Source organism: Levilinea saccharolytica (assembly GCF_001306035.1).
GTDB lineage: Bacteria > Chloroflexota > Anaerolineae > Anaerolineales > Anaerolineaceae > Levilinea > Levilinea saccharolytica.
In genome coordinates this window covers 108,880-134,673 of the sequence record NZ_LGCM01000039.1, presented here as the reverse complement: position 1 = coordinate 134,673, position 25,794 = coordinate 108,880, and the positions used below count along the sequence as shown (strand labels likewise).

12 protein-coding genes are annotated in these 25,794 nt (G+C 61.3%); 5 read left to right on the top strand and 7 right to left on the bottom strand.

All coding sequences use genetic code 11. The annotated features are described in order from the left end of the window. Window positions 1-25 precede the first annotated feature (25 nt). The 5 genes from ADN01_RS11495 to ADN01_RS11475 all read right to left on the bottom strand — a co-directional run bounded on the left by ADN01_RS11495 (window position 26) and on the right by ADN01_RS11475 (window position 12,092). The gene (locus ADN01_RS11495; protein WP_062417665.1) at window positions 26-3,202 is read right to left on the bottom strand and encodes a PAS domain-containing protein; all 3,177 of its coding nucleotides are present in this window, start codon (window positions 3,200-3,202) and stop codon (window positions 26-28) included. A gap of 9 nt (window positions 3,203-3,211) precedes the next feature. Beyond that, window positions 3,212-6,043 carry a diguanylate cyclase gene (locus ADN01_RS11490; protein WP_062417666.1) on the bottom strand — a complete coding sequence of 944 codons (2,832 nt, stop codon included), beginning with the start codon at window positions 6,041-6,043 and terminating at the stop codon, window positions 3,212-3,214. After that, on the bottom strand, window positions 6,040-8,250 hold the full coding sequence (locus tag ADN01_RS11485) for an AAA family ATPase (protein ID WP_062417667.1): 2,211 nt from the start codon (window positions 8,248-8,250) through the stop codon (window positions 6,040-6,042). The genes ADN01_RS11490 and ADN01_RS11485 overlap by 4 nt, the downstream gene beginning before the upstream one ends. Before the next feature lie 190 nt (window positions 8,251-8,440). Then, entirely contained in the window at window positions 8,441-10,279 is a 1,839-nt protein-coding gene (locus ADN01_RS11480) for an ABC transporter ATP-binding protein (protein ID WP_082142689.1), read from the bottom strand. After that, window positions 10,266-12,092, bottom strand: a complete 1,827-nt coding sequence (locus ADN01_RS11475; protein WP_062417668.1) for an ABC transporter ATP-binding protein — start codon at window positions 12,090-12,092, stop codon at window positions 10,266-10,268. Before ADN01_RS11475 ends, ADN01_RS11480 begins: the two co-directional genes overlap by 14 nt. A 397-nt stretch (window positions 12,093-12,489) precedes the next feature. Here ADN01_RS11475 and ADN01_RS11470 point away from each other — a divergent pair, with 397 nt between their 5' ends. The 4 genes from ADN01_RS11470 (at window position 12,490) to ADN01_RS11455 (ending at window position 22,474) form a co-directional block, all read left to right on the top strand. Further along, entirely contained in the window at window positions 12,490-14,844 is a 2,355-nt protein-coding gene (locus ADN01_RS11470; protein ID WP_062417669.1) for a C1 family peptidase, read from the top strand. A gap of 296 nt (window positions 14,845-15,140) precedes the next feature. Next, window positions 15,141-17,924 (top strand): S8 family peptidase, encoded by a 2,784-nt coding sequence (locus ADN01_RS11465; protein ID WP_062417670.1) that lies wholly within the window; start codon window positions 15,141-15,143, stop codon window positions 17,922-17,924. Window positions 17,925-18,141: 217 nt separating this feature from the next. Continuing rightward, entirely contained in the window at window positions 18,142-21,021 is a 2,880-nt protein-coding gene (locus tag ADN01_RS11460) for a C1 family peptidase (protein ID WP_062417671.1), read from the top strand. 145 nt (window positions 21,022-21,166) lie between these two features. Then, window positions 21,167-22,474 carry a hypothetical protein gene (locus tag ADN01_RS11455; protein ID WP_062417672.1) on the top strand — a complete coding sequence of 436 codons (1,308 nt, stop codon included), beginning with the start codon at window positions 21,167-21,169 and terminating at the stop codon, window positions 22,472-22,474. Between the two features lie 554 nt (window positions 22,475-23,028). Here ADN01_RS11455 and ADN01_RS11450 read toward each other — a convergent pair. Then, window positions 23,029-23,961 carry a DUF1028 domain-containing protein gene (locus tag ADN01_RS11450; protein ID WP_062417673.1) on the bottom strand — a complete coding sequence of 311 codons (933 nt, stop codon included), beginning with the start codon at window positions 23,959-23,961 and terminating at the stop codon, window positions 23,029-23,031. 145 nt (window positions 23,962-24,106) lie between these two features. On the opposite strand from ADN01_RS11450, the gene ADN01_RS11445 reads away from it, so the two are divergent. Further along, window positions 24,107-25,270: an ATP-binding protein gene (locus tag ADN01_RS11445; RefSeq protein WP_062417674.1), complete on the top strand. Its 1,164-nt coding sequence runs from the start codon at window positions 24,107-24,109 to the stop codon at window positions 25,268-25,270. Between the two features lie 88 nt (window positions 25,271-25,358). Here ADN01_RS11445 and ADN01_RS11440 read toward each other — a convergent pair whose 3' ends face one another. After that, entirely contained in the window at window positions 25,359-25,784 is a 426-nt protein-coding gene (locus tag ADN01_RS11440; RefSeq protein WP_062417675.1) for an EamA family transporter, read from the bottom strand. Between the last annotated feature and the right edge of the window lie 10 nt (window positions 25,785-25,794).

Genomic DNA, 25,794 nt, shown 5'->3' with positions numbered 1-25,794 from the left:
CCGATACTGCAAGTGTTTCAACCCATTAAAAGCGAAGCGTAAAGATGGTTCCTGGCCTGGTTTGCAGGTGAATGCTGCCTTTAAGCTGCTGGCTGAGGATATTCACCAGCTGCAAACCGAGGGTATCGGTGTTTTGAAAATCCAGCCCCGCGGGCAGGCCCACGCCGTCATCCGCAACGACCAGCACGTGCTTCCCCGCCTGTTCCGGGTCGGCATGCAGCACCACGCGCACCGTGCCTTTTTGACCGTGGGGGAAGGCGTATTTGAGGGCGTTGGATACCAATTCATTCACGATCAGACCGCAGGGGGTGGCCGTATCCACCCCAAAGAAGATATCTTCGATCTCAACCTGGAGATGAATGCCGGGGTGCGAGGCAAAGGCGTTCACCAGGCTGTAGGACAGCTTTTGCAGGTACTCCACCATGTTGATGTGGGCCAGGTCTTTGGATTGGTACAGCTCTTCGTGGATGAGGGCCATGGAGCGGATGCGCGATTGGGTGGCCTGGATGACCTCCAGGGCGCGGGGATCCTGGATGAAATCGGTTTGCAGCCCCAACAGGCTGGACATGACCTGAAGGTTGTTCTTGACCCGATGGTGAATCTCTTGCAGGAGGATTTCTTTCTCGTGCAGGGCGGTGCGAATTTGCTCTTCGGCCTCTTTTTGGGCGGTGATGTCGCGGATGACGGTGATGACGCGGGCCACCTGGCCTTCTTCCAGAACCGGCACTTTCAGCGTTTCGGTGAAATAGGGGTGCTGGTCAATTTCGATGCGCTCGGTGGAAAACAAAGCGTGGCCTGTCTTTAATATTTCTTGGTCATCCAGGTGGTGTTGGGCGGGGAGGAAGGGGAAGGCTTTTTCCACGCTTTGGCCGTAAATATCGGCATGGGCGTTGGACGGGTGCAGCAGGGCGCGCAGAGATTGGTTGGCCAGGATGAGATTAAGATCGGAGTCGACCACGTGAATCCACTCTTGCAGGGCGTCCAGGGTGGTGTGATACAAGTTCTCGGAAAAGCGCAGCGCATCTTCAAACTGTTTGCGCTCGGTGATGTTGGAAATGACGCCGATGACGCCCGCAATTTGCCCCTGGGCGCTGCGGTGGGGGGCAAAAATGCTGGAAATCCACACCGGCCGTTGGGTACGGGAGAAAAGTACGTATTGGTCGGGCAGGAAGATGGTTTTGCCGGAAAGAGCCTGTAAAAGCTGACCGCCGATGCCGATTTCGTCCAGGCGAGGGAAGAGTTCCAAAATTGGGCTGCCTACGGCCTCGCGGGCGGGCAGACTGGTGAGATTTTCCATGACCGGATTCCAGATGAGCACCTTTAAATCGGTATCCAGCAGGAAGATTCCAATCTTGGCCCCGGAGATGACCTCCTGGTTGAGCTGGTTGGATTCGCGCAAAGCCTCTTCGGCGCGCTTGCGGGCGATGGCCAGGGCCACCTGGTTGGACACGAAGGTCATAATTTGCAGGTCTTCCTGGTCAAAGCGAATACCCTCGGTATAAGACTGCACCGCCATAATGCCCAGGGACTCGCCTTTGTATTTCAACGGGACGCCCATCCAATCTACCGAAGCCGTGCCTTGCGAAACGACCTCGCCGGTTTCGCGCAGGTGCTCGAAATGCATGGGATAAGCCAAAATCGGCTGGCCAGTGCGCAGGACATAGTCGGTGAGGGTTCGGCCGGGTTTGCGCGGGGCAGGTTTGTCGTCGTAGGCGTCCACAAAGTAGGGGAAATAAATCGTTTCGGTTTTGGAGTCATAATTGGCGATGAAGAAATTTTCCGCATGCATTAAGGTGCCCAAAATGGCATGGATGCGCGCATAGAGATCCTCGAGGGAATCGGTGGAATAGGCCGCCTCGGAGATTTGGTAAAGGGCTTCCTGGAGGGATTCGTCTTTTTTGCGCCGTGAGATATCGCGAATGGTGGCGATGATGCCTGTGATTTCGCCGTTGAGGCCGCGTAGGACGGCGGATGAGACTTCGCCAAAGAAGTGGACGCCGTCTTTGCGGACGAATTCGTAGATATTGGGGATGCTTTCACGGCCAGAGGTGATGCGGCTGGCTTGCTGTTGGGCCAGGGGACGGTCGCTGGGTGCGACCCAATCGAAAATGGAAGTGCCCAGGCCTTCCCCGCGGCTTTCATCCGTTAAAAAGAGGGCATGGGCGCGCTTGGAGGCATAGGTGATGACCCCATTCAGGTCGGTGACGGTGATGGCGTCAGGCGAGGCGGTGATGAGGGTGCGGTAGCGGTCTTCCGATTCGCGCAGGCGGAATTCCATCTCCTTGCGCACGGAAATATCCATGATGACCCCCTGAATGCGGCCCAGGGGCGGGGTGAGGAGCAGGTTGGCGTCGTCGCGCACCCAGCGAATTTCTCCGCTGCGGCTGCGGACGCGGTATTCACAGCGCTGGGTGGTTTTGAGGCTGTGAATTTGGGCGTCTTCGTCCAATATGCGCAGGCGGTCTTCGGGGAGGATTTGTTCCAGCCAGCGGTTGGGCACGGACAGCCATTCCTGAGGGGTGAAGCCGAGGAGCTGCTCCACCTGGGGGCTGATGTAAGTCCAATGGCCCGCCCGCCCCCCTTCGGCGATGTACACCACGCTGGGGCTGTGTTCCACCAGGGTGGAATACAGATGCCGGTCGGTTTCGATTTTAACCACCAGGTGGTCAAAGCTGGCGGCGATGAGCCAGGAAAGGGCCGCCAGGGTGAAGAAGGTGAGAAAAGCTGTGAAGTTAAATGCGTTCAGGCGGTCGGCCTGTACCAACACCAGCGTATAAGCAATGGTGGCGCCGCCGGATACGATCCACGAGGCGTAGGGGGCAATAATGAAGCTGGAAAAAACGATGGGCAGGGTATACAGAATAAGGACAGAATCCTGCGTCTTGGGGGCAAAGACTGCGTGGGGCAACAGGACCAGGAGAAATATGTAGCCTAGGGCGGCCAAACGGGTGTAACCGCGGCGGTTGAGCAGCCGCAGCACCGCCAGCACCCCCAGGGCGAGCAGATCAACCAGCAAAAAATTCAGCGAAAATTGGCCGGTGCTCAGGAAGATGTAGATAGGGTTGGCGGTAACGTAGATCACACCGATGAGCAGCGTGATGGTGATGAACATGTTCAGCAGTTGACGCTGGCGCAGCTGCCGGTCTTGGGCGCCGAACCGCTGGATGCTTTGGATCACCAGTTGGTTGAGAGGGGTCTGCATAGAGACCTTCTATTCCCTGTCAATGGTGTCAACTCGGTTGCGGCCGTTCTGTTTGGCCTTATACAGCGCACGGTCGGCGCGCTGGAGGGTGGCTTCCAGACTGGTGTCGGTGGGCAGGAGGTGGGTGACCCCCAGGCTGATCGTCAATTGGAAGGCGGTTCCGGCGACGTGGATGGGCTTCGCCACCAGATTTTCCCGCAGACGCTCAGCGGCGGCAGCGGCGTCTTCCAGGGAGGTTTCGGGCATCACGATGACAAATTCATCTCCTCCGTAACGGCCGATCAGGTCAATTTCGCGGATGTTTTCATTCAGCCGCAGGGCCAGTTGGCGCAGCACCTGATCGCCCACCGGGTGGCCGTGAGTGTCGTTGATTTCTTTAAAATGATCGGCATCCAGCATGACGGCGGACAGAGGGCGTTTGAAGCGGCGCGCCCTTTCCAATTCGCGGCGGGCCAGTTCAAACAGGCCGCGGCGGTTGTAGAGCGTGGTGAGTTCGTCGGTGATGGCCAGGCGCTGCACTTCGTTGTACAGGCGGGTGTTTTCGATGGTGATGGCCACCTGGGAGGCAAAAACGGACATGGCCGAGATGTCCTGCGGTTTGAGGGCTGTGCCCCACAGGATGAGCAGACCGGTGAGCCCTTTGCCTGCCACCAACGGCAGAAACATGCTGTGGGTGGTGGGGTCCATGGAGATGACGGCGGGCAGCTGGCCATGATAGAGGGCGTTGATGCCGGGCAGCAAATAGGCGGCCTCTTCAATGGGGCCGGTATGGAAGACGGGTTGACGAGCCTGCACCAGATCGTCATAGAGGGGCGAGTGGCTGAGGTTGATGAAGATGGGATCGGTTTGCAGGTTGGGGGCTGGGCCGTAACCGGACGGCTGGAGGATGGAGATATAACGAACACGGAAGGAGGCATTTTTGGGGGGCACGGCCAGGGCCAGCAAGCAGTGAATGCCGAGCTGTTCCATCTCGATACCGAGGATGTCGAAGACGCTTTCCAGGCTGGCGGCGGCGTCCATGCGGGTGGCCACATGCGCCAGGGCGGTGATGAGGTGGTTGGCGTGCAGCAGCTGGTCCGATTTTTGGTGTTCCATTTCCAACAGGCGCACGCGGGCCACGGCCAGGGCTACCTGGGCGGCCTCACCTTCCAACTCCTGCAGCTGATCCGCAGTAAATTGAGTGACCTGCGCATAGCCGATGAGAACTGCGCCGAGGGTGTTTTCCAGGCGGATGAGCGGCAGGCCCAAAATGGTTTTCCAGGGGATGTCTGCCGGGGAGCTGATGACTTGCGCGCTGTGGAAGTTCATGGCCTGCACAGCCATGCGCTGGTATTGCGCCTGCTGGGCAGGGGTAGGCGGGGTGCACAGGGTGTGCGCGGCATAGGCGGGCTGGTCGTCCTGGCCTTCGGCGATGTAGATATACACATCGGTGGATTGAAAGATTTTGCTTAACTGCAGGGCAATATCATCCAGCAGCTCCGCCAGGCTAGAGGCACGCAGGGCGGTGTGGGTGAGGGTGTTGAACTGACTGAGGCGCAGCACATGACGTTCCACCTCGCTGAAAAGCTGCGCGTTGCGGATGGCGGTGGCGGCCTGATCGGCGAAGGCTTTCAGGCGTTCGGCGTGAGTTTCGGTAAAGAAGTTGGGCTGGGCGCTGTCCACATTGATAAAACCCACCACCTGGTCCTGCACGATGATGGGCGCGCCGGCGTAAGAGCGGATCCAGGCAGAGGAGCCGTCCACAGACCAGTTATCCGCGGCGCGCGTGTCGGGCATGAAAACCGGCTTGTAGGTGCGGTACATTTCGAATAGGGTGGACAGTTGGCGAAAATTGTAGGCCAGCTCGGCGATGGTCTCGGCCACATTGTGTTCGGCGTAGCCGCGCGAGCGCTTGACACAGGCCATATCCCCCTCGATGAGCATGATGTTGGCGGCTTCGTGCGGCACCACCCGATCAATATTGGCAAGGATGCGGTCGAAGACGTTGTTCAGCTCCAGGGTGCTGTTCAGGGCGGCGGCGGAATCGCGCAGGGCTTCGGCCAGGGCGCGCTGGTCGCGTTCAGCGCGGATAGCGCGGTTGCGCTCGGTGATATCGTGGAAAATGCCAAATGAGCCGGAGAAGTGGTTCTGCTCGTTGAACCAGGGTGTGGCGGTGACCACCAGATCGCGCGCTTCGCCGTTGGGACGGATGATCTGAATATCGTAGACGGATTTTTGCCCGGCGCGGCGGGCCGGAACCTGAGTGCGGATGAATTGGAAGACCTCTTCGCTGGTGAAGTCGCGCATGTTCATCTGGATCAGGTCTTCTGCCGGAACACCGAAAATTTCACCGGCCGCTGGGTTGGCAAAGATCAGGTTCTCTTCGAGATCGGCGATGACCACGCCTTCGCCTTGATGTTCCACCACCATGCGGAACAGGTTCTCGCTTTTGCGCAGGCGCATTTCCAGGCCGTAGCGATGCAGGGCCATGTTGACGGCGATCTGCAGGGAACGGTCGTCAAAGGGTTTGAGGATGTAGCCGTAGGGGTTGGTGGATCGCGCTCGATCCAGGGTTTCGGGGTCGGTGTAGGCGGTGAGGTAAATGATGGGGATGGGGTTCTGGGCCTGAATGCGGCGCGCCACTTCGATGCCGTCGAGGTCATTCTGCAAGGAGATGTCCATCAGGATCAGATCTGGCTGCAGCTCTGCTGCGCAGCGGACGGCTTCTTCCCCCGTGATGCACAGACCAACCACCTGAAACCCAAGGTTATCCAGACTGCGTTGAAGATAGCGGCCGATGATGGCTTCATCTTCAACCACCAGAAGACGAGTGGGAGGCGGTACGGATGGGGGCGTGGTCATGGGGTGGGAGGGGCCTCCGTGGGGACAGGCTGAATATTCAGCTTGCCCTCGATGACCTGGACTTCCAGCTCGGCGGGCGGCTGGGATTGGCTGTTGAGCACTTGCAGCACGCTGGGGGTCAGGACGCGGTCGGCCCATTCTTCCCAGCTGTGCTGCGAGAGGGTTTGCTGGGCCTGTTCGCTCAGCCAGGCCAGGGCAGAGGGCGACCAGCGCAGGCGGATGCCGAGCGAGAGGTAGCGCTGATCCAGGCGGGAGAAGATGGTCTCCTGAATCCAATCCTGCGGCGAGGTGTTGGCCGAGGGCAGCCCCAGGGCAAACAGATCCACCTGAGCGGCCATAGCGTCGCCCAGGGCTGAGGTGAGGAGCTGCTCGAGATAAAGCGGCTCTTCGGCCCCGGCCGCGCCCATGAATCCGGCCTGGCGGCGAGACTGCGCGGCGATTTCGGCGGTGAGCAGGACGACCGAGTCGCTGAAATAGATGGGCTTGCCGCGGCCGTCGAAGATCCAGCCGTCGGCCAGAGCCTGAGCGAGAACTTCGCGGATGTAGGGGTGGCAGGCTTCCACATTTTCAAAGCGCACCACACTCCAGGGGGATTGCAGCAGGCGGTGCAGGGGCAGCGAGTCGGAATAGCCCACGTAGCCGGGAGGAGCCCCCACCAGCAGGTTGACATCTTCAGGGTGGAGCATGCGCGAGAGGTCAATGGTGATGACGCGGTCGGGATCACCAAAGAGATGTTCGGCCAGGGTTTCGGCCAGCAGGTCAGATTGACGCGCGGCATCACCGCCCAGGAGCACGACCATGTTGGGACGCGTGTTGCGCAGATCCAGGCCGCGCAGGGTGACCTGCAGGCGGTTGATGAGGGCGGCGCGGTCTTCTTTGTTGAACAGGTTGAGCTTATCCAGGGCGGCGGTGAGGTTACTCATGCGCTGATCGAGGGCCAGGGGCATGCCGATGAGGCGCTGGGCCACTTCTTTGGCATCTGCTTCGGTGATTTCAGTCTGGTTGAGGGTGGCGGCGTGGGCGAAGCACTGTTCCAGCAAATCCACAGCTTTATCGGGGAAGTGGCGGTTGCGCAGGTAGCGGTCGGCGAAATCCACCAGCCAGGGCAGCACCTTAGGATCCACCGTCAGATTGTAGTGGCGGCTGAGGTCTTCCGCCAGGCTCTCCATGATGGGCAGAGTCTGGGCGGGGGTCAGTTCGTTGATGCGGATGGGCTGGAAGCGGCGTTCGAGGGCGGCGTCGGTTTCGATGAAGCGGCGGTATTCGTCGTCGGTGGTGGCGGCGATGCAGGCCAGGTCGCCGCGGGCCAGGGCGGGCTTGAGGATGGAGGCCAGGTCGGAGGTGCCCAACATGCCCCCCGCGCCCATGATGGAATGGATTTCATCAATGAAGAGCAAAATGCCGGGGTGGCGCGCCTCCTGCAAGATTTCTTTAATGCGCTGCTCCAACTGGCCGTGCATGGAGGAACCCGCCACCAGCACCGAGGGCTGCAGGGCGATGATGCGGTGATCCTGGAGCATGGCGGGCACATCCCCCGCGGCGATGCGCTGGGCCAGACCTTCAACAATGGCGGTTTTACCGACGCCGGCTGGCCCCACGAGGATGGGGTTGCGCTTGGTGCGGCGGCAGAGGGTTTCGATGGTGAGCTGAATTTCGGCTTCACGCCCCAGCAGAGCAGAAAGCTTGCCGGTTTTGGCCTCTTCGGTCAGGTCGCGGCCGAACTGGTTGAGCATGGGGGTGGTGAGGGTTTTGAGGGCCGGCTGGTTGGGCTCGGCGGCGCCGGGCTGCAACTCGGCGGGTTGGGCGGGCGCGGTTTGCGGGGGAGCCGCCGGGGGCTGAGAATCGGCCGGGAGCTGGGTCAGGCTGTATCCGGCAGAGATCAGAATGGCGGCGGCGACGTCCCGTTCGGAGGGCTGGTTTTGGCCGTGGGCTGCAGCGTATTCCAACGCGCGTTGATCCACCGTCTCGCCATCCAGCGCAGCACCGGGGTCGCCCTGCTTCATCTTTTCGGTGATCTGTTTGCGGGTATCAAAAATTTTCAGGCCGCGCACCAGGGACTCAATCAGGGTGGGGTAGCGGTCCATGAGGACAGACAGCCAATGATGTGTGCCCAGCAGGCTGTGCTGGTTTTCTTTTTGTTTTTTCAAGGCCGCTTCTTGAAATTTTTGGGCGGCGGCGGAAAGCGGTTGCGGTTGAGTGTCGGTCATTGGGCCTCGAAAAAGCTGAATTCAGATAATGGCGATTGGGTTGGAGAAAAAAGATACCCTTTTTTATTATGCCTTGTTTCTGGAGTGTGTCAAGAACTCTGAGTTTGCTATAGGTTAACACTTGGGCGCCCAACGAAACCGCCCCCCGGCGTTAATGCGGAGGGCGGTGGAAAGGCGGTGAACCTCAGGGTCAGTCGGCGGGCAGGGCCTCTTGGGCGGGGCTGCTTTGGAAGACGTCCAGAGTCTGGGTCATCTGCTCTCGGAATTGGCGGGTGTAAAGCTGGTAATATTTGCCGCGCAGGCGCAGCAGCTCGTTATGCGAGCCCATTTCAGAGATGTGCCCGTCCTCGATGACCAGGATGCGGTCGGCGCGCTTGATGGTGGACAGGCGGTGCGCCACCACAAAGCTGGTGCATTTCTGCATGATGGCCTGCATGCCGCGCTGGATGAGGGCTTCGGTGAGGGTATCCACCGAGGAGGTGGCTTCGTCCATGATGAAGATCTCCGGCCGGGCCAACACGGCGCGCGCCAGGCTGATGAGCTGTTTTTGACCCACGGAAAGCAGATTGCCGCTTTCACCGACGGGTTCATCATAACCCTTGGGGTATTTCATAATGAAGTCGTGCGCGCCCACCAGGCGGGCAGCCTCTTCGATCTCGGCGTCGGTGGAATCCAGGCGGCCGTAGCGCAGGTTCTCGCGGATGGTGCCGGAGAAAAGGTGCGGGGTTTGCAGCACGATGCCGATGCGCGATTGGATGCTGTGCAGAGAGAAGGAGGTGTAATCCTGCCCGCCGATGCGGATGGCTCCGCTGCGCGGTTCGTAGAAGCGGGCCAGCAGGTTCACCGTGGTGGTTTTGCCGCCGCCGGTGGGGCCGACCAGGGCGATAGTTTCGCCGCGCTTGACCTTGAGGCTGAAATCTTTGAGAACCGGCTGGCTCTCATCCTCGTACCAGAAGGAGACGTGATCGAATTCAATATCGCCGTAGATGCTGCCTGGGTCGGCGGCGTTCTCGCGGTCGGCCACTTCGGGCACGGTGTCAATCAGCGAGAACATGCGCTCGGCGGAGGCGATGGCGTGCTGGATTTCGGCATACACGCGGGCCAGGTCCTGAATGGGCCACATCATGAAGGTGATGTAGGAAACGAAGGCGTGGATGCCGCCGGCGGAGATGCCGCCCAATTGGGCCTGCAGGCCGCCGTACCAGATGACGGCGCCGACCGCAAAGGCCGAAACAAGCTGGACGGTGGGCAGGAAGAGAGCGCTGAGCCAGGCGGCGCGGTAACCGGAGCGGTACATTTCTTGGGTCAGCCCGCCAAATTCGCGCATGTTCTCGCCTTCGCGCCCCAGAGCCTTCACCACGCGCACGCCGGTGATATTCTCGTTGTAGGCGCCAGTGATCTTGGAATTAAACTTGCGCACGTTGCGGAACTGTACCAGGATGCGCTTGCGGAATTCGACAGCGATGACCAGCAGGATGGGCAGGATGATGAGCACGATGAGGGCCAGCTTCCAGTTGATCACGAACATGAAGATCATCGAAGTGAGGATGTTCATGACCGCCCAGGTGGAGTCGAGGATACCCCAGGTGACCAGATCGGCCACCCGGTCCGAATCCGAGGTGACGCGCGACATGATCCAGCCGACAGGGGTGCGGCTGAAATAAGATAGGGACAGGTTCTGCAGGTGGTTGAACATCTTCTGGCGCAGGTCGTAGCGAATGCGCTCGCCGAGGATGCCGACCAAATAAATGAAGCACAGCACGAAGAGGGCCTGAACCACCAGCAAGCCCGCGTACATACCCAAAAGCTCGTAAATGCGGGCGCGGTCTGCCGCCAGGATGCCCTGATCAATCACCAGCTTGCTGATGTAGGTGAAGACGGCATCCAGGCCGGAGACGATGAGGATGCTGATGAGGAATCCCGCCACCCACTTCCAATGTGGGGCGGTGAGGCCCAGAATGCGGCGCAGGGTTTTGCCGTTAAACTGCGCGCTGAACTCTTCTTCTTCGAAGTAATTATTCACTGACACTGGCGATCTCCTTTTCGAGTTCGTCTTCAATGCGCGTCTGGATATTGAAGATTTGCCGGTAGATGCCGTCTTGGGCCAGCAGGTCTTCGTGGCGGCCGCGCTGCACAATGCGGCCGTCGTCCATGACCAGGATGAGATCGGCGTTCATGATGCTCTGAATGCGGTGGGCGATGACAAAGGTGGTACGGTCCTGCATCAGGCTTTGCAGGGCCTGGCGAATTTCACCTTCGGTTTCGGTGTCCACCGAGGAGGTGGAATCATCCAGGATGAGGATGCGCGGGTTCTTGAGGATGGTGCGGGCGATGGCCACACGCTGCTTTTGACCGCCGGAGAGGGTGACGCCCTTTTCGCCCACCAGGGTGTTGTAAGCCTGGGGGAAGGTGAGGATCACGTCGTGGACGGCGGCAGCCTGGGCAGCAGCCACAATTTCTTCTTCGCTGACCTCGCGGCCCACCCCGTAGGTGATGTTCTCGCGGATGGTGCGGGAGAAGAGGAAGGGTTCCTGCTCCACAATGCCGATCTGCGAGCGCAGGAAGCGGCGCGTGTAGCGGCGCAGCTCCACTCCGTCTAAGAGCAGACTGCCGGCGGTGTAATCATAGAAGCGGGGCAGCAGATTCACCAGCGAGGTCTTGCCGGAGCCGGTGGAACCCAGCAGGGCCACCACCTGGCCGCGCTGGCAGGCGAAGGTGATGTCGTCCAGCACCTTTTGGGTGGGGTTGTCTTCGTAAGCGAAGGACACGTTCTGGAATTCCAGGTCACCGCGCAGCGTGCCCGCGGCGGGGGTGTAGTCACCTTCGTCCAGCGGCTCGCGCTCCTGGCGGATGATTTCCATGACGCGGTTGTAGGAGACCATGCCGGTGGACATCTGCACGATCATGCGCCCCAGACCGCGGATGGGGAAAATGATCCACACCACCAGGCCCACGTACGCCAGATAGGTACCGACGGTGATCTGCCCATTGACGGCCATGATGGAGGCCAGAAGGAAGCCGCCCACCATCTGGAAACCGCACAGGGTGTCGGAGATGGGCCAAAAGAGGGAGTGCATGGTGAGCAGTTTCTTGCCGCGGTTAAATTTTTCAAAGTTATCCCGCTCGAATTTATCCATCTCAAACTGCTGGCGGGCGAAGGCCTTCACCACGCGCACGCCGGTGAGGTTTTCCTGCAGGGTGGTGGAAAGGGTGGCTTCCTGTTCCTGATAGGATTCATAGGCCTTCGAAATGCGCCGGAAGAAGAGAATAGAGACGTAGAACATCAACGGCACGATGATGACCGAGACCAACCCCAGGGTCACGTTGAGGCTGAGCAGGGCGACGAAATTGACCACGAAGAGCAGGAAAATGCGGCCCGCGCCGATGGCCTGATCGGCATAAAAGCGGCGCAGGGCGTCCACGTCGGAGGTGGAGCGCTGGATCAGCTCGCCGGTGTCTGTCTGCGAGTGGTAGGTGAAGGACAGGTGCTGGATGTGGTCAAAGAGGTAGTTGCGCAGGCGGCGGGTGACGCCCTCGGCGGTTTGTGCGGCAAAACGGCCGCTGAGGAAGGTGAAACCGCCCTCTGCCCCCGCCAGGAGGATGAATCCCAGGGCGATGAGGGGCAGGTTGATGCTGGTGCCGCCCTCGGTGAAGGCGTTATCCACAAAGTAGCGCAGCAGCAGGTAGGTGCAGGTCTTGGCCACAGCGGCAAAGCCGATGGAGACGGTGGCGATGATGTATTTCCATTGAAAGCCGTGCATCAACCTCCACAGACCCAAGAGGCGGTTCTTGGAGATGGCGTTCTTTAGATCATAATTCAGCACAGATGATGAGACAGACAAAGGGGGCTCCTTCGATAATCATGCCTTTCAGTAACGGCAAAGGACTTCATTATAACCCGGATTCTGGGAGGCCTCGCCGGGCACAAAAAAAGAGGCTCTGGCGCACAGCCAGGGCGATGCTCTTACTTTAACGGATATTCGACCAAAATCTCACCTGCGGATGGGGTAAGTTTGCCTGGCCTGCGGGGGAGTTTTGCCCCTGGTCAAAGGGCCAGGACTGCGGCTGCCGGGCTGACTGACCTCTTGCGAATTGGCCGGATTCGTGACATAATTCACGCAGCATCGCAGATTACATTATCGTTTCGGGTGGGGATTTAGAAATTCGAGTTCCGACAACTTTATTCTCAAGGTTCAGACCTTCACGGTCTGGGCCTCCAAACTTAATAGGGAGGGTCCTATGGTTTCGACGCGTCAGTCGGTCCACTGGGCAGTATCTGCGCTGGTGATGATCAGCCTGGTTCTGTCTGCTTTTGTGATGGTCAACCCCACGCCGGTGAAGGCCCAGGCGGGGGAAACCCAGTGGGAGCTGGTGTTGGTCACCAGCGTTCCGGTGGGTGAGGTGAGCGCACTGGGCGGGGCTGAAGCAGCCCGTGCGTCTTTGGAAGGCGAATTGACCGAGGCGCTGGGCGAAGCCGCCAGCTTCGCGGTGGAGCCTACCGGTCAGAGCGCGGAAGCTGCGAATTTTCAGGTGCTGGTGCGCGGCACGGGCGGCCTGGAGCAGCTTCAGCAGGTGGTCTTCCAGAATTTGAGCGGCCTGTTCCCCTTCGCGGGCGCGGCCATGGACGTGGAAATTGCGGCGGCCATGCCGGCGGAGGCTGTGATGACCGTGCGGCTGGACGGCAACATGACCACCGGCTACGGCTGGCAGTTGGACGACCCCGATGGGCGTTTTGAGGTGGTGGAGCACATGGTGGCGCAGAAGGGCAAAGCCCTGGGCGCGCCTTCGGTGGACACCCTTCAGATCAAAGCCCTGCAGGGCGGCGACGCCAAGCTGCGCCTGACCTACCGGCGAGCCTGGCAGGCGGAAGAGGCGCGCTATACCGTGCGCCTGAGCACGGCGGAGATGCCGGCGGAGTTCAGCCTGGTTCAGCCCTATGTGGAAGATTTGAGCCTGCCCCAAGCCCCCACGGTGGCGGCGCTGGGCGAGGGCGAAACCCCAATGGTGGGCGCACTGCCCGCTTCGTATGACGCGCGCGCCGAAGCCTGGCCCGAACCGGCCGTTCGCGACCAGGAAAACTGCGGTTCCTGCTGGGCGTTTGGCACGGTAGGCGCGGCGGAATTTAACTTTGCCAAGTCCTACAACAACAGCCGCGACCTGTCGGAGCAATTCCTGATCTCCTGCAATAAGGACAAATACGGCTGCACGGGCGGCTTCACCGCCAGCAAGTACTATTACGACACCAAGGCCAAGAACCAGTTGATGCCGGGGCCAGTGCTGGAAAGCGACATGCCCTATATGGATGGCAACACCGGCAGCTCCAAGCGCACCAATGTGCCCTGCACGCGCGAAATTCAGCAGGGACCCCTGGTGGAGTGGAACTATCTGGTTTCCGGGTGGGATTACGGCGCGCCCAGCGTGGACGCAATTAAGGCCGCCATCTATAAATACGGTGCGGTGACGGCGGGCGTGTGCGTGGACCCGGGCTGGTACTCGTACACCGGCGGCGTCTATTCTGTGGATGCGGGTATTTCCTACTGCTCCGGCGCGGCCAACCATCAGATCGTGCTGGTGGGCTGGAACGACGCCACCAGCTCCTGGATTCTGCGCAACTCGTGGGGTCCCACCTGGGGCGAAGGCGGCTACATGCGCATCCGCTACGGCTACGACCTGGTGGGGCAGGGGGCTTCGTATGCGGCCTTCTCTGAACCGGTGGAAGCTATGACCAATGACACTATGGCCACCGCCTACTATCCTCCTGATCAGGGCGGTCAAATAGACTACACCTGGACGGGAACCACCGCTGGGGCCACCGTTTCGGCGGACGATCCGATCCTTTCCACCAAGCTGGGCCAGGGGTACAACACCGTGTGGTATACGGTGACCCCCTGGGTGAACGGCGTGCTGAAAGTGGACACCATCGGCAGCGATTACGACACCGTGCTGGCGATTTACAAAGAAATGCCGGATGGGACGCTGAAGCGCATGGGCCTGCACGATAACGTCTCCAGCAAGAAGACGTATTCCAAGATGTCCCGCAGCGTGAAGGCTCTCACCACCTATTGGATCGAAGTGGCCAGCAAATACGAGGGTGGCGGAAACCTGTACACGCGGGTGAACTTTAAGCCCAAGGCCCCCCCGCACAATAATCGCGGCGCTGCGCGCAAGATCCCGGCGGATGTGACCAGTTACACGGAATTCTGGGACATCTCCAAGGCGACCACCTCGCGCGAAGACTTTTACCAGTGGTATTACAACGGCTGGTGGACCACCTACCCGCACCATACCGTGTGGTATAAATTCAAACCAGATGTGTCGGGTACGGCGACGATCACCAACAACTCTACTTATCCCTGGCAGATCACCATGTTCTATTATGCCAGCGGGGTGACCAGCGGACGGCAGGTGATGCCGGGCTTCCCGCGGGTTGTAGAGCCGGGCGAGACGGTTCAGGTTGTCCCCGAATCGGACCCAGAGACCGGCAAGACCTGGCCAGGGGGCCTGACGGGCGGACGCACCTATTGGATCGGCTTCGGCTCGCAGACCTACGGCGGTCCGTACCTGATGATGTGGAATCTGACCTACACGCGCTAAACGACGCAAGGGTTTTGTTTTGGGCGCTCCCCTCAGGGGGAGCGCCTTTTTGTTCTTAAAAGTTGCATTTATCTTGTAATTTCATTGTAATATGCTTGTATAGTGCAACATTTTGTTGCTGATGGTTTAAAAATATGCCATAATAAAATTAGAATAAATTAAGTAGATCAAAATTGTAATACCTATTGCCCCAAGGGAAATTCCCGGCGACGGCCGCTTTTGGGGGCCATCACTCACCCTTTGGGTGAGGTTTTTTCTTTCATTTCCACAGTAGTTTCTAATTGAGGGAGGCAGAAATGAGTGTTCCACGAAAGACCCTGCAATGGATGGTCTCCGCGCTGGTGATGGTCAGCGTGCTGATGTCCAGTCTGTTTTTTGCGGCGTCCCCGGCGCAGGCCCAGGACGAGCCGCCCAATGCGGAAGCCGAAAGCGCCCGCGGTGTGGGCTTGAGCAAAGAAGCTAAAGCCAAGGTAGCGGATGGGTACGACCCGCTGGCCGCCAAGGCTGCGGCGGACGGCACCGTGCGCGTGTTGGTGGTGCTGGACGTGCCGGATTTGGAAGGCGAGGAAGGGGATGTAAGCGCTGAGGCGGCTCAGCGCGAGGTGGTGGCTCAGGCCCAGGACCTGCTGTTGGAGGCGCTGGCGGATAAGAACCCCACGCATGTGACCCGCTTCGAAGTCTTCCCCTTCATGGCCATGACGGTGGATGCTGCGGGGCTGGACGCCCTGGTGGCCTCCCCGGCGGTGACGGCGGTGCAGGAAGACGGTATCAATGAAGCCTTCCTGAGCGACAGCACCAAGATCGTGCGCGCGCCCGAAGCCTGGGGCGCGGGCTATGACGGCACGGGCTGGACTGTGGCGATCCTGGACACGGGTGTGGACAAGAATCACCCCATGTTCGCGGGCGGCAAAGTGGTTTCGGAAGCCTGCTATTCGGGCGCTAACGGTGTGGCCACCTCGGTGTGCCCAGGGGGCGTGCCGGAAAGCACCGCGGTAGGCAGCGGCGTTCCCTGCTATATGGGCCAATGCAGCCACGGGACGCACGTGGCCGGCATCGCCGCGGGCAAGAATACCTCCCTGCCGCTGTACGGCGTGGCCCCTGGGGCCAGCATCATCGCTATCCAGGTGTTTTCGGATTATTATGGAGGAACCTACACCTGGGATTCGGACTACGTCAAGGGTCTGGAGCGTGTGTACGTGCTGCGCACCAGCTACAACATCGCCTCGGTGAACATGAGCCTGGGCGGCGGAAAGTATAAAAGCTACTGCGATTCGTCCAAACCGGCGGTGAAGCGCGCCATTGACAAGCTGCGCGGGGTCAAGATCGCCACGGTGATCGCCTCGGGCAATGATGGATTCACGGATGGGATGGGTTCGCCTTCTTGCATTTCCTCGGCGGTGGCGGTGGGCGCCACGGATAAGTTCGATTATGTGGCGAGTTTCTCCAATTACGATTCGATGCTGAAGCTGCTGGCCCCGGGCGTGGATATTTATTCCTCGGTCCCCGGAAACGCCTATGATTCCTACGACGGCACCTCCATGGCCACCCCGCACGTGGCGGGGGCCTGGGCGGTGTACCGCCAGGCGCGCCCCTCGGCTTCGGTCAGCGAAGCTCTGGGCGCCTTCCGCAGCACGGGTAAGAAGATTACTGACTGGCGCAACGGCAAGAAAACCCCGCGCTTAGATCTGGCCGGGGCGGTTGGGAAATTTGTGAAGCCGACTGCGGTGCCCACGCTGTACTGGCCGACGGGTGGGATCATGACGGAATATTCCGCGGTCGAATTTGGCTGGTCGCATGTGGATTTGGCGAGCAAATACAAAATCACGGTGAAGAAGGGCACAAAGACGGTCTTCAGCAAGACGGTCAACACCTCCGATGTGTGCGACCCATTGAGCGGTCAGTGCTGGTATTACGGCACTAAGATTTTCCCCACGGGCAGCTTCACCTGGACGGTGAAGCCCGCTTCGCTGGCGGGGTCTGGCCCAGAGTCGGCTCCGGGAGCCTTCTCGACACCCAATACCCTGCCCGCGGCCGTGGGGTTGATCAGCCCGAATGGGAATTACAACTACTGGGGCCCGGAGTTTATTTGGGGCTACACGGCACCGCCAGTGGGCGACAAATACAAGCTGGAGATCTGGAAAGGCACCTCGAAGATCTTCACCAAGACCTATTTGCGCACCGCGATCTGCAATCCGGGCGGCTGCAGCATCCCCGCGCCGAAGACCTTCCTGGCGGGCTCCTACACCTACCGCGTTACCCCGTGGAACCCGCTAGGCTATGGGCCGGCTGCGGACGGGGCCTTCAACGTGGCCTTTAACGGCTTCGTCTCCGAGTTCAACGGCGATCACACCGGCTGGCTGGAGAGAAGGCCCTCCATCGGCGCCTGGTTCCAGAGTTCGACGGATTTCTACTCCTGGTACGGCCCGAATTACAGCTGGGCCAGCGCCAACCACGCGTCCTTTGAGGGCAATCTGGATTACACCGCCGTCATGGATCGGAATGGGGATCCATATGCTTCCAACGGGATCTTCATTCACGGATCCACGAACGCCAAACGCTGGGGCGGCTTGTCCAGCGGCTACGCCTTTAATTACGTCAACGGTGGGTATTACTCCATCTGGCGCTATGCTTCTGGCGCGGAGCGCCCGGTGGTGGGCTGGACGTATTCGTCGGCCATCAATCCAACGGGTTACAACACCCTACGGGTGACCTGGGTGAACGGCGTAATGAATTTCTACATCAACGGCACGCTGCTGTACTCCGGAACCCAAAACGGCATCAAGAGCGGCGTGACCGGCGTACATTCGTTTGTGATGGATTGGTGGGATTACAATGATTACTTCTACGTGGACCGCGCAGCGCTCTCCATCCCCATTGGTGGGGCGGGGGCCGAAGCGCTCTGGCCGCAAGCGGTTGAGGTCGACCCGGCCTCGGTGACGGGCAGCCCGGCAGGGCCGTTCATCAGCATGGCTGAGTACCAGGCGCGCATGTCGCTGGAACCGGCGATGACTCAAGAGCTGTGGGATCAGAAGGCGGCGGCTTGTGAGGCGGCGGGCAAGGAAGACTGCCCGGTGAAGTAAGCACCCGCGCCTAACGCGCTGAAAGTTGTTTCCAGTAAACGACGGGGCTGTCCGCAGCAAACGGGCAGCCCCGTTTGGCTGCCGCTGCCCTACGTCAAAGCCCACAATTCTGTAAGGTGGGGTGAGCAGGGGGCGTTTTTCCGCTACAATTGTAGAGGTAAATGGTAGCCATTGGCTGCACAACTTTTTCAAAGCACGACCTTAGAGGTGAACTGGAATGAAATCATCAACCCTACGCGCACTCCACCGCGGAATTCATTGGCTAGCTGCCCTGGGACTGGCCCTCTCCTTTTGGGGAGGCGGGCAGCCCGCACAGGCCCAGGCCCCGCAGGGGCTGAGCTGGCAGCTGGAGATGCAGGTGCGCGTTCCGCAGGCGGATGAGACCGCTCAAGAGGCTGTGCGCCAGGCGCTGGCCGAACGGCTGGAAGGCAGCGCAGCGGCTGTCACCGGGGTGGGGGCGGCGGACGCGCAGGGCGAGTGGGTACAGGTGAGCGCGCAGGGCGAAGCGCCGGAAGGCCCCGTCCTGGCTGAAGTGTTGTTTGCCGATTTAGCGGGCGGCTTTGATTTTCTGGGCGGCCCGGCGGAAGTGCAACTGAGCGGGTGGGCCGAGCAGGGTCAGCGCCTGAGCCTGACCCTGGAAGCGCGCCCGGCGGCGGGATACCAATGGACTCTGGCGGGGCTGGAGGAAAGCGGCCTGCGCCTGACGGCGGAGCCGTACCAGACCAGCCGCGGCAGTTACCCAGGGGCGCCGGCCCAGGTGCATTTTGACCTGGAGGCGGCAGTCAGCGGCGAAGCCGTGCTGCGCCTGGTGTACCAGCGCCCATTTGAGGTGAGCCAGGCCCCGTTGGCGCGGCTGAACGTGCAGATGGGGCAGTGGATGGAAGCTGTGGATTTGAGCAGCCCGTTGGAAGCCCTGCCCACCCCCGAAGTGGGCGAGAACGTGCCGCCCCCCGAGTCGGTTTTAGGATCGCTGCAGGCCACCCAACTGCCCGCGTCTTACAGCCTGCTGGCGCTGGGCAAGACTACGCCGGTGCGCGACCAGGGCTCTTGCGGCAGCTGCTGGGCCTTTGGCACGGTGGGGGTGATGGAATCGGCCCTGATGGTGCAGAAGGGCGCGGCGGCAGCCGACCTTTCGGAGCAGTTCCTCATCTCCTGCAACCGCGACGGTTACGGCTGCGGCGGGGGCTACTGGTTCGCGCATGACTATCACACGGACGAATTAGGACGCCAGCAAAGCAGCGTGGGGGCGGTGCTGGAGGCGAATATGCCTTATTCGGCCAGCAACGGCAGCTGCAAGGTAGTGGATGCGCACCCATACCGGCAGTCAGCCTGGTTTTTCGTGGGCGGCAACTGGACGGTGACGCCCAGTCAGCAGCAAATTAAAGAAGCCATTTACCGCTATGGGCCGGTGGGGGCCTCGGTGTGCGTGGGGCCGGCGTTTCAAAATTACCGCGGGGGCGTGTTCGCGAAAAATGAAGCCAGCAGCTGCGGCGGGAACAGCTGGTCCACCAACCACGCGGTGGTGATTGTGGGCTGGAACGACGCCGACAACACCTGGCTGATCCGCAATTCCTGGGGGAGCTGGTGGGGCGAGCAGGGCTACATGCGCATCCAGCGCGGCATTTCCAACCTGGGCTCGGCGGCCAATTTCGTGGTCTTTGACCCCACCCCCGCGGGCGACACCTGCTACGCGGTGAATGTGCAGTCCAGCGCGGGCGGCAGTGTGCAGGTGAACCCTGGGCCCAACTGCCCCAGCGGCAGCGGTTACCGCCAGGGCACGGTATTGCAGATGACCGCCGCGCCGGAGTACGGCTATGAATTCACCGGCTGGAGCGGGGCGGTGACCAGCACGGACGGCATGACCACCCTGGTGGTGAAGGCCAACAGCAGCGTCACGGCCAACTTCCGGCTGATCGAACCGCCGGTCAACGATGACCGCGATCAGGCGATTGTGTGGGCGGGGCAGAGCGGGGTGCAAAGCTTCCATGATACGCGCAACACGCTGAATGCCAGCACGGCGCCGGATGATCCGCGGCTGCCGCGCAAGAGCGCGCCGCAGGGTTACCGTTCGGTGTGGTACCGCTTTACCCCATTGGGGCCGGGCACTTTACGGCTGAGCACCCTGGGCAGCGAATACGACACCATCGCGGCGGTGTGGGCCGAGGCTGCGGGCGGCGGTTTGGAACCGAAAGTGGTGAAGTGGAATGATAACGCCGGAAAGAAGCGCCATTCTTCCCTTTCGGCGAGCCTGAAAGGCGGCCAAACCTACTGGATTGAGGTGGTGAGCAAGACCACCACCGCCGGTGTGCTGGTGGTAGACGGCCAGTTCACGCCGCGCAAGGCCAGCAACGACGCCCGCGGCAGCGCGCTGCGCATCACGGATGCCCTGGCGGGGGAGACCCATTACCACGCCAGCCTGGACGTGTGGAACGCCACCACCGCCGCCAGCGATCCGCTCTTTGACGGCAGCCCCCTGCACCGCAGTGTGTGGTTCCGCTATAAGCCGCGCCAAAACGGGACGCTGACGGTGGACCTGGCGGGCAGCGACTTTGCCGGGCGGGTGGGGGTGTACACTTCTTCGCCCAGCGGCCTGCGGACGGCAGTTCAGGGGGAGGCGCGCCTGGAGGGGACGGCATTGGTAGGCGGGCTGACCTATTATATTGAAGTAGTCTCCCAAGACCCCAATGCGCCCTCGTGGTTGGAATTGGATCTGCGCTATGTGCCGGGGGCGCCGCTGAGTGCGGGCGAATATGACCTGCCCGCGGATGGGTTGGTGACGCTGGGCGGCTGGCAGCCCGCCGGACGAGAGGGCGCGCTGAATGGCAGTTTGCTAACCTCGCAGGAGCTGTACGCAGCCAGCGGGCTGACCTTTACGGGCAGCCGCGCTGAGGTGGTGTATTCACGCCTGACCCAGGGCGGAGTGGTGCAGATTTTGGTGGATGGGCGCGTGACCGCCCTGCGCGGGCAGAAGAGCAGCACCGAGACCGATCAGGTGGTGTGGCGCACGCCAAAGCTGAAGCCGGGGGTGCATACCATCACCTTTGTGCACCGCTCTGGCGCGATGGTAAACGTGGACGCGGTGCGGGTGCTGCCGTAGCCCCTGGTTTCCAAGATCTCCAAGGCGAAGTGGGATCCATCCTGCTTCGCCTTTTTTGTTGCCATTCCGGCGAAAATTCAATAAAATGAAAGCACAGGTGGGTCATGGTTTGCTTGGGTATATGGGGCAATGCGGGAGGGAGACTATGCTGCGGCTCAAATGGTTCCAATTCTCTTTGTGGGGCGTGGTGATCGCCCTGTTGGGCGGGCTGGTTGGCGGCGTGCAGGCACAGGCGGACTGCCCGGCGCTGCATGATTTGGCCGAAGGAGCGCAGGAATGGGCGCTGACCGGCGGGCTGCAGACCTGGGAGGACACCCAGGAGACGGCCTGCGCCAGCAGCGCGGGGGATGACCCGCTCTTTCCCCTGCGCGGGCAGGCGCAAAGCGGCTACGCCACCCTGTGGTACCGCCTGCGCACACACGCCCCCGGCAGTCTGCGCCTGAGCAGCCAGGGCAGCAGTGTGGACACCCTGTTGGGGGTATGGCTGGTGAACCCGGACGGCAGTCTGAGCGCCAAACCGCTGAAATGGAACGACAACGCATCCCGCGGCAAGTATTCCCAGTTGAGCGCGGCATTGAAAGGCGGCCAGGAAGTGCGCATTGTGCTGGCGGCCAAAACCCCTGCCGAGGGGCAGCTGCACCTCAGCGCACGCTTTCAGCCGGCGCGGGCGGTCAACGATGCGCGCGCCTACGCCGTCAAAGTGCCTGCCAGCAGCACGCCCTTCACCTGGTCGGCGGATACAGATGTTTGGCGGGCGACCCAGGCAGCCAGCGACCCGCCGGTGGTGAACGCGGTGTTGGAACGCACGGTGTGGTACCGCTTTAAGCCGGTCATCTCGGGTTGGCTGACGTTGGACACGGCGCGCAGCAATTATGACACGGCCGCCTGGGTGGGGTACAGCGGTCAGATGCCGCCTTTTGAAGGCGAGGACGCGGGTACGAGCGTGTTTCAGACCAAGATCAACGCCATGCCGGTGGTGGCTGGCCTGACTTACTTCATTGAAGTGGGTGGGCATCCCCCGCTCGATCCGCTGCAGCCCAGCCCTTCGCTTTTGGGCCTTGACCTGGATTTTCAGCCGTGGGCGGCGGCGGGGCCGGGGGAGTACCAGGCCCTGGGTGAGCCGCTGATGAGCTACGGCAACGGCTGGATGACGCGGGAGCATATTTCCGCGGTAGGCGGGGATTACGTGGTCACGGGCGGTGTGCACGAGGCCGCGGCGCTGACCTTTACCGGCCGGGGGGTAGAACTGGTGTATGCGCGTTTGCCTGAGGCGGGTAAGCTGCGCCTGTGGGTGGACGGCAAGGCGGTGACGACGATTGACCAGCGGCGCAGCAGTGAGCTGTGGGGGCGGGTGTGGCGGCGGCGCTGGACGCAGGCTGGCACGCATACGCTGACGCTGATGCAGACGGGCAGCGGGGAAGTGAATTTTGATCTGATTCGGGTGCTGCCGTAGAGTCATGCATGTCACTGCGGCCGTGGTGACATCCTATTGACGTGTCACTGCCTGCCCTCGCCTTTTGAGGGCGAGACCGGGGGGGTTCCGGTCGAAGGAGTCTCTACCCCGAAAGGTGGAGATCGCCACGCCCTCGAAGTACGAGGGCACGCCGCCAAAGTGCGAGGGCTCGCGATGACATGGTTGGCGGTGGTTGCGATGACATCAAGCAAGTGTCACTGCCTGCCCTCGCCTTTTGAGGGCGAGACCGGGGGGGTTCCGGTCGAAGCATTCTCTACCCCGAAAGGTGGAGATCGCCGCGCCCTCGAAGTGCGAGGGTACACCCTCGAAGTGTGAGGGCTCGCGATGACATGGTTGGCGGTAGTTGCGATGACATCCTATACACATGTCACTGCGAGACCGGTGGGTTTCCGGTCGAAGCAGTCTCTACCCTGAAGGAAGAGGATGTGCCGAGGTGGAGATCGCCACGCCCTCGAAGTGCGAGGGTACACCCTCGAAGTACGAGGGCTCGCGATGACATGGTTGGCGGGTAGGGGCACGTCTCAGACGTGCCCCTACTGCACCGCCAGAATTTTTTGCAGCATTTCAGGATCGTCGCGCAGCAGGCCCACACCCGGCAGGCGGCGCAGCAGCTCGGCCCAGTCGCGGTTTTCGGCGAAGACCTTCCGGAAAATGGGCAGAGCCTCTTCCACGCGCCCCAGGTCGGCCAGGGTCACGGCGTGCCAGAAGGGCAGCTCGGCGATGTGCGGGGCCAGCCCGGCGGCGGCGCGGTAATCATCCAGGGCTTCGGCAATGCGCCCGGCGCTCAGGTGGGCATCCCCGGCGTTCATGTGCTCGTAAGCCTGATGCAGGGTGACCACGCGGCGCAGCTCGGCCACCGGCTGAGGGTGATCTTCCACGCGCAGTTCCACCACACGGTCAACCCAGGGGCGGCCGGAAGAATGCGGCTTGACGATGAGGATGGCGGCGGACTGCTGCCCGCGAATATCCCCGCCGGCGTCCTGGGCGGCCTGCAGAGCGGCCAGCAGACGATCGGCCAGGTCCCCGCTGGCGGCGCGGTAGGCAGCGGCCATGGCCGGCCACACGGTGGGGTGGGCCATCATATTGGCCTGGGCCGAAAAGCCCTCGCCGGTTTCGTGTCCGGCGGCCGGGATGCAGCGGGCGCCGGTGTGGGCAGCCACGCGCCCCTGGGCATCCACCATCGCCACCTGGCGCACGTCACGTCCTTCATCCGCGGCCAAGAGCGCGCGCAGCGCATCGGGCGCGCTGATGCCCGCGCGCATCAGTTCCAGCCCCAGCGGGCCGTACGAGGGCTCGACCATGGATTGGGTGGCGACCACGCCGACCCCCGCTTCCCCCCAGGTGACCATCGAGCCGACAGAAAACCAGTGAGACTGCACCGCCACCCCCATTTGTCCGCTGTTGGGGTCGCGGGCGACGATGGAAAAGGTATGCGCCAGAGGGAAACGCTGCACAGGTTGGGTCATGGATCGGTCCTTTCAGGAAAAATGGAATCCGGCTGGCGGTGAATGGGCCACTCACCGGAACAGGGATGGTACAATTATTTTATCCGGAAAATCGCCGCTGGCCACCCTCAACGGGGAGCCATCCTTCTCACAGGCTGGAGTGCCTATGAAGCCGCAAATCATCCCAATTCAAGTTTTGCAGCGCGCCTTCCCTGGGCTGGACCTGGGAGAAGCGCAGGAAATGGTGGAACAGGGGGAAGTGATGAACTGTCCGGCAGGGACGGTGTTGTGCCGGGAAGGGGCTTTTGAAAGCACGTTTTACATCGTGTTGGACGGCGAGGTGAAGGTTACCAAGCAGCTGCAAGGGGAAGATGAGCGCCTGCTGAACCGGCTGCGCGCGGGGGATTTCTTCGGCGAGATGGCCATTTTGCACCAGGCCCCGCGGGCGGCCACCGTGGCCACCATGACCGAAAGCACCCTGCTGTGTTTCCCCAAAGAAGCCTTTTCTGCCCTGCTGGAGCGCAACACCAGCATGTCGCTGGCGATGGTACGCGAGGTCAGCCGCCGGCTGCGCGAGAACGACGACATGGCCATCAGCGATTTGCGCCTGAAGGCCAAAGAGCTGGCCGAAGCCTACCAACACCTGGCTGAGCAAGATTATGCCCGGCGCGAATTCTTGACCACCATCGCCCACGAGCTGCGCACGCCGCTGATGGCCGCGAACGGCTTTGTGCAGGTCATTCGCACTGCCAATTTGCAGGGCGACGCGCTGAAATCGGGGTTGGAGACGGTGGCGCGCAATCTGCAGGACATCATCACCCTGACCAACGATATTTTATTCCTGCAGGAAATGGATTTGATCCTACCGGCGTTTGAGCCAGGGGACGTGGGGGCGGTGGTGGCGGCCTGTGTGGAGGCGCTGCACAAAGACGCCCAGCGCAACCATGTGGGCGTGCAATTAACCCTGCCGCCGGATGTGCCCACGGCGATGATTGACGCCAAAAGTCTGGGACGGGCCATTCAGGCTATCCTGCACAACGCGATCAAATTCAGCCCGGAGGGGGGCGAGGTGGCGGTGGAGGTGGGCCAGCAGGACGGCGTGGTGTGGGTGCGGATTGAAGATCACGGGGTGGGCATTCCGCCCGAAGCCCTGCCGCAGATCTTTGACCGCTTCTTCCATCTGGATCAGGTGGGGGGGCATCTGTTCCGCGGGGTGGGCCTGGGCCTCTCGGTGGCGCGGGCGGTGATTGAGCAGCACCACGGGCGGATTGAAGTGCGCAGCACCCTGGGGCAAGGCAGCACCTTCACCGTGTGGCTGAACAGCCAATAAAGTCGGTCCAAGGAGTGAATATCAAGGGCTGAACTCATCAGAGTTCAGCCCTTTCTTTCATTAATATGAGGGTATCCGGTGCGGCGGTTTACCCCACAGTCAAGACCACAATCCCGCCGATGGTGAGCAGCATGCCCACCACGGTTTTCACGGTGAGGGGTTCGCCGCCCAAGAGGATGCCCATGAGCGCGCCGAAGAGGGGGGAGGTGAAGGCGATGGGCATGACCTTGGTCAGGGGTGCGCCTTTGATGGCGGTGTAAAAGCACAGCATGCCGACCGCCCCGGCCACCACGCCGCCGCCGACGACCATGTAGAGGATGGCCTTGGGGCCGGCCTGGGTGAGGGTCTTCCATTGGGGGAAGCTGACCGCGCCGAGGATGATGAGGGCGATGGCGGTGCGGATGGTGATGCCCATTTGGGGGGATAGGTTGCCGAGATGGAGGCCCTTTTTCTCAAAGTAGCCGCCGACACCCCAGGCGATGGCGGTGAGTAAGGCGAAAAGCTGTGGTTTCATATGATTGGAT

Coding starts and splice junctions, on each gene's coding strand:
- ADN01_RS11495 (WP_062417665.1), bottom strand. CDS start 3,202: ATGCAGACCCCTCTCAACCAACTGGTGATCCAAAGCATCCAGCGGTTC.
- ADN01_RS11490 (WP_062417666.1), bottom strand. CDS start 6,043: ATGACCACGCCCCCATCCGTACCGCCTCCCACTCGTCTTCTGGTGGTT.
- ADN01_RS11485 (WP_062417667.1), bottom strand. CDS start 8,250: ATGACCGACACTCAACCGCAACCGCTTTCCGCCGCCGCCCAAAAATTT.
- ADN01_RS11470 (WP_062417669.1), top strand. CDS start 12,490: ATGGTTTCGACGCGTCAGTCGGTCCACTGGGCAGTATCTGCGCTGGTG.
- ADN01_RS11465 (WP_062417670.1), top strand. CDS start 15,141: ATGAGTGTTCCACGAAAGACCCTGCAATGGATGGTCTCCGCGCTGGTG.
- ADN01_RS11460 (WP_062417671.1), top strand. CDS start 18,142: ATGAAATCATCAACCCTACGCGCACTCCACCGCGGAATTCATTGGCTA.
- ADN01_RS11455 (WP_062417672.1), top strand. CDS start 21,167: ATGCTGCGGCTCAAATGGTTCCAATTCTCTTTGTGGGGCGTGGTGATC.
- ADN01_RS11450 (WP_062417673.1), bottom strand. CDS start 23,961: ATGACCCAACCTGTGCAGCGTTTCCCTCTGGCGCATACCTTTTCCATC.
- ADN01_RS11445 (WP_062417674.1), top strand. CDS start 24,107: ATGAAGCCGCAAATCATCCCAATTCAAGTTTTGCAGCGCGCCTTCCCT.
- ADN01_RS11440 (WP_062417675.1), bottom strand. CDS start 25,784: ATGAAACCACAGCTTTTCGCCTTACTCACCGCCATCGCCTGGGGTGTC.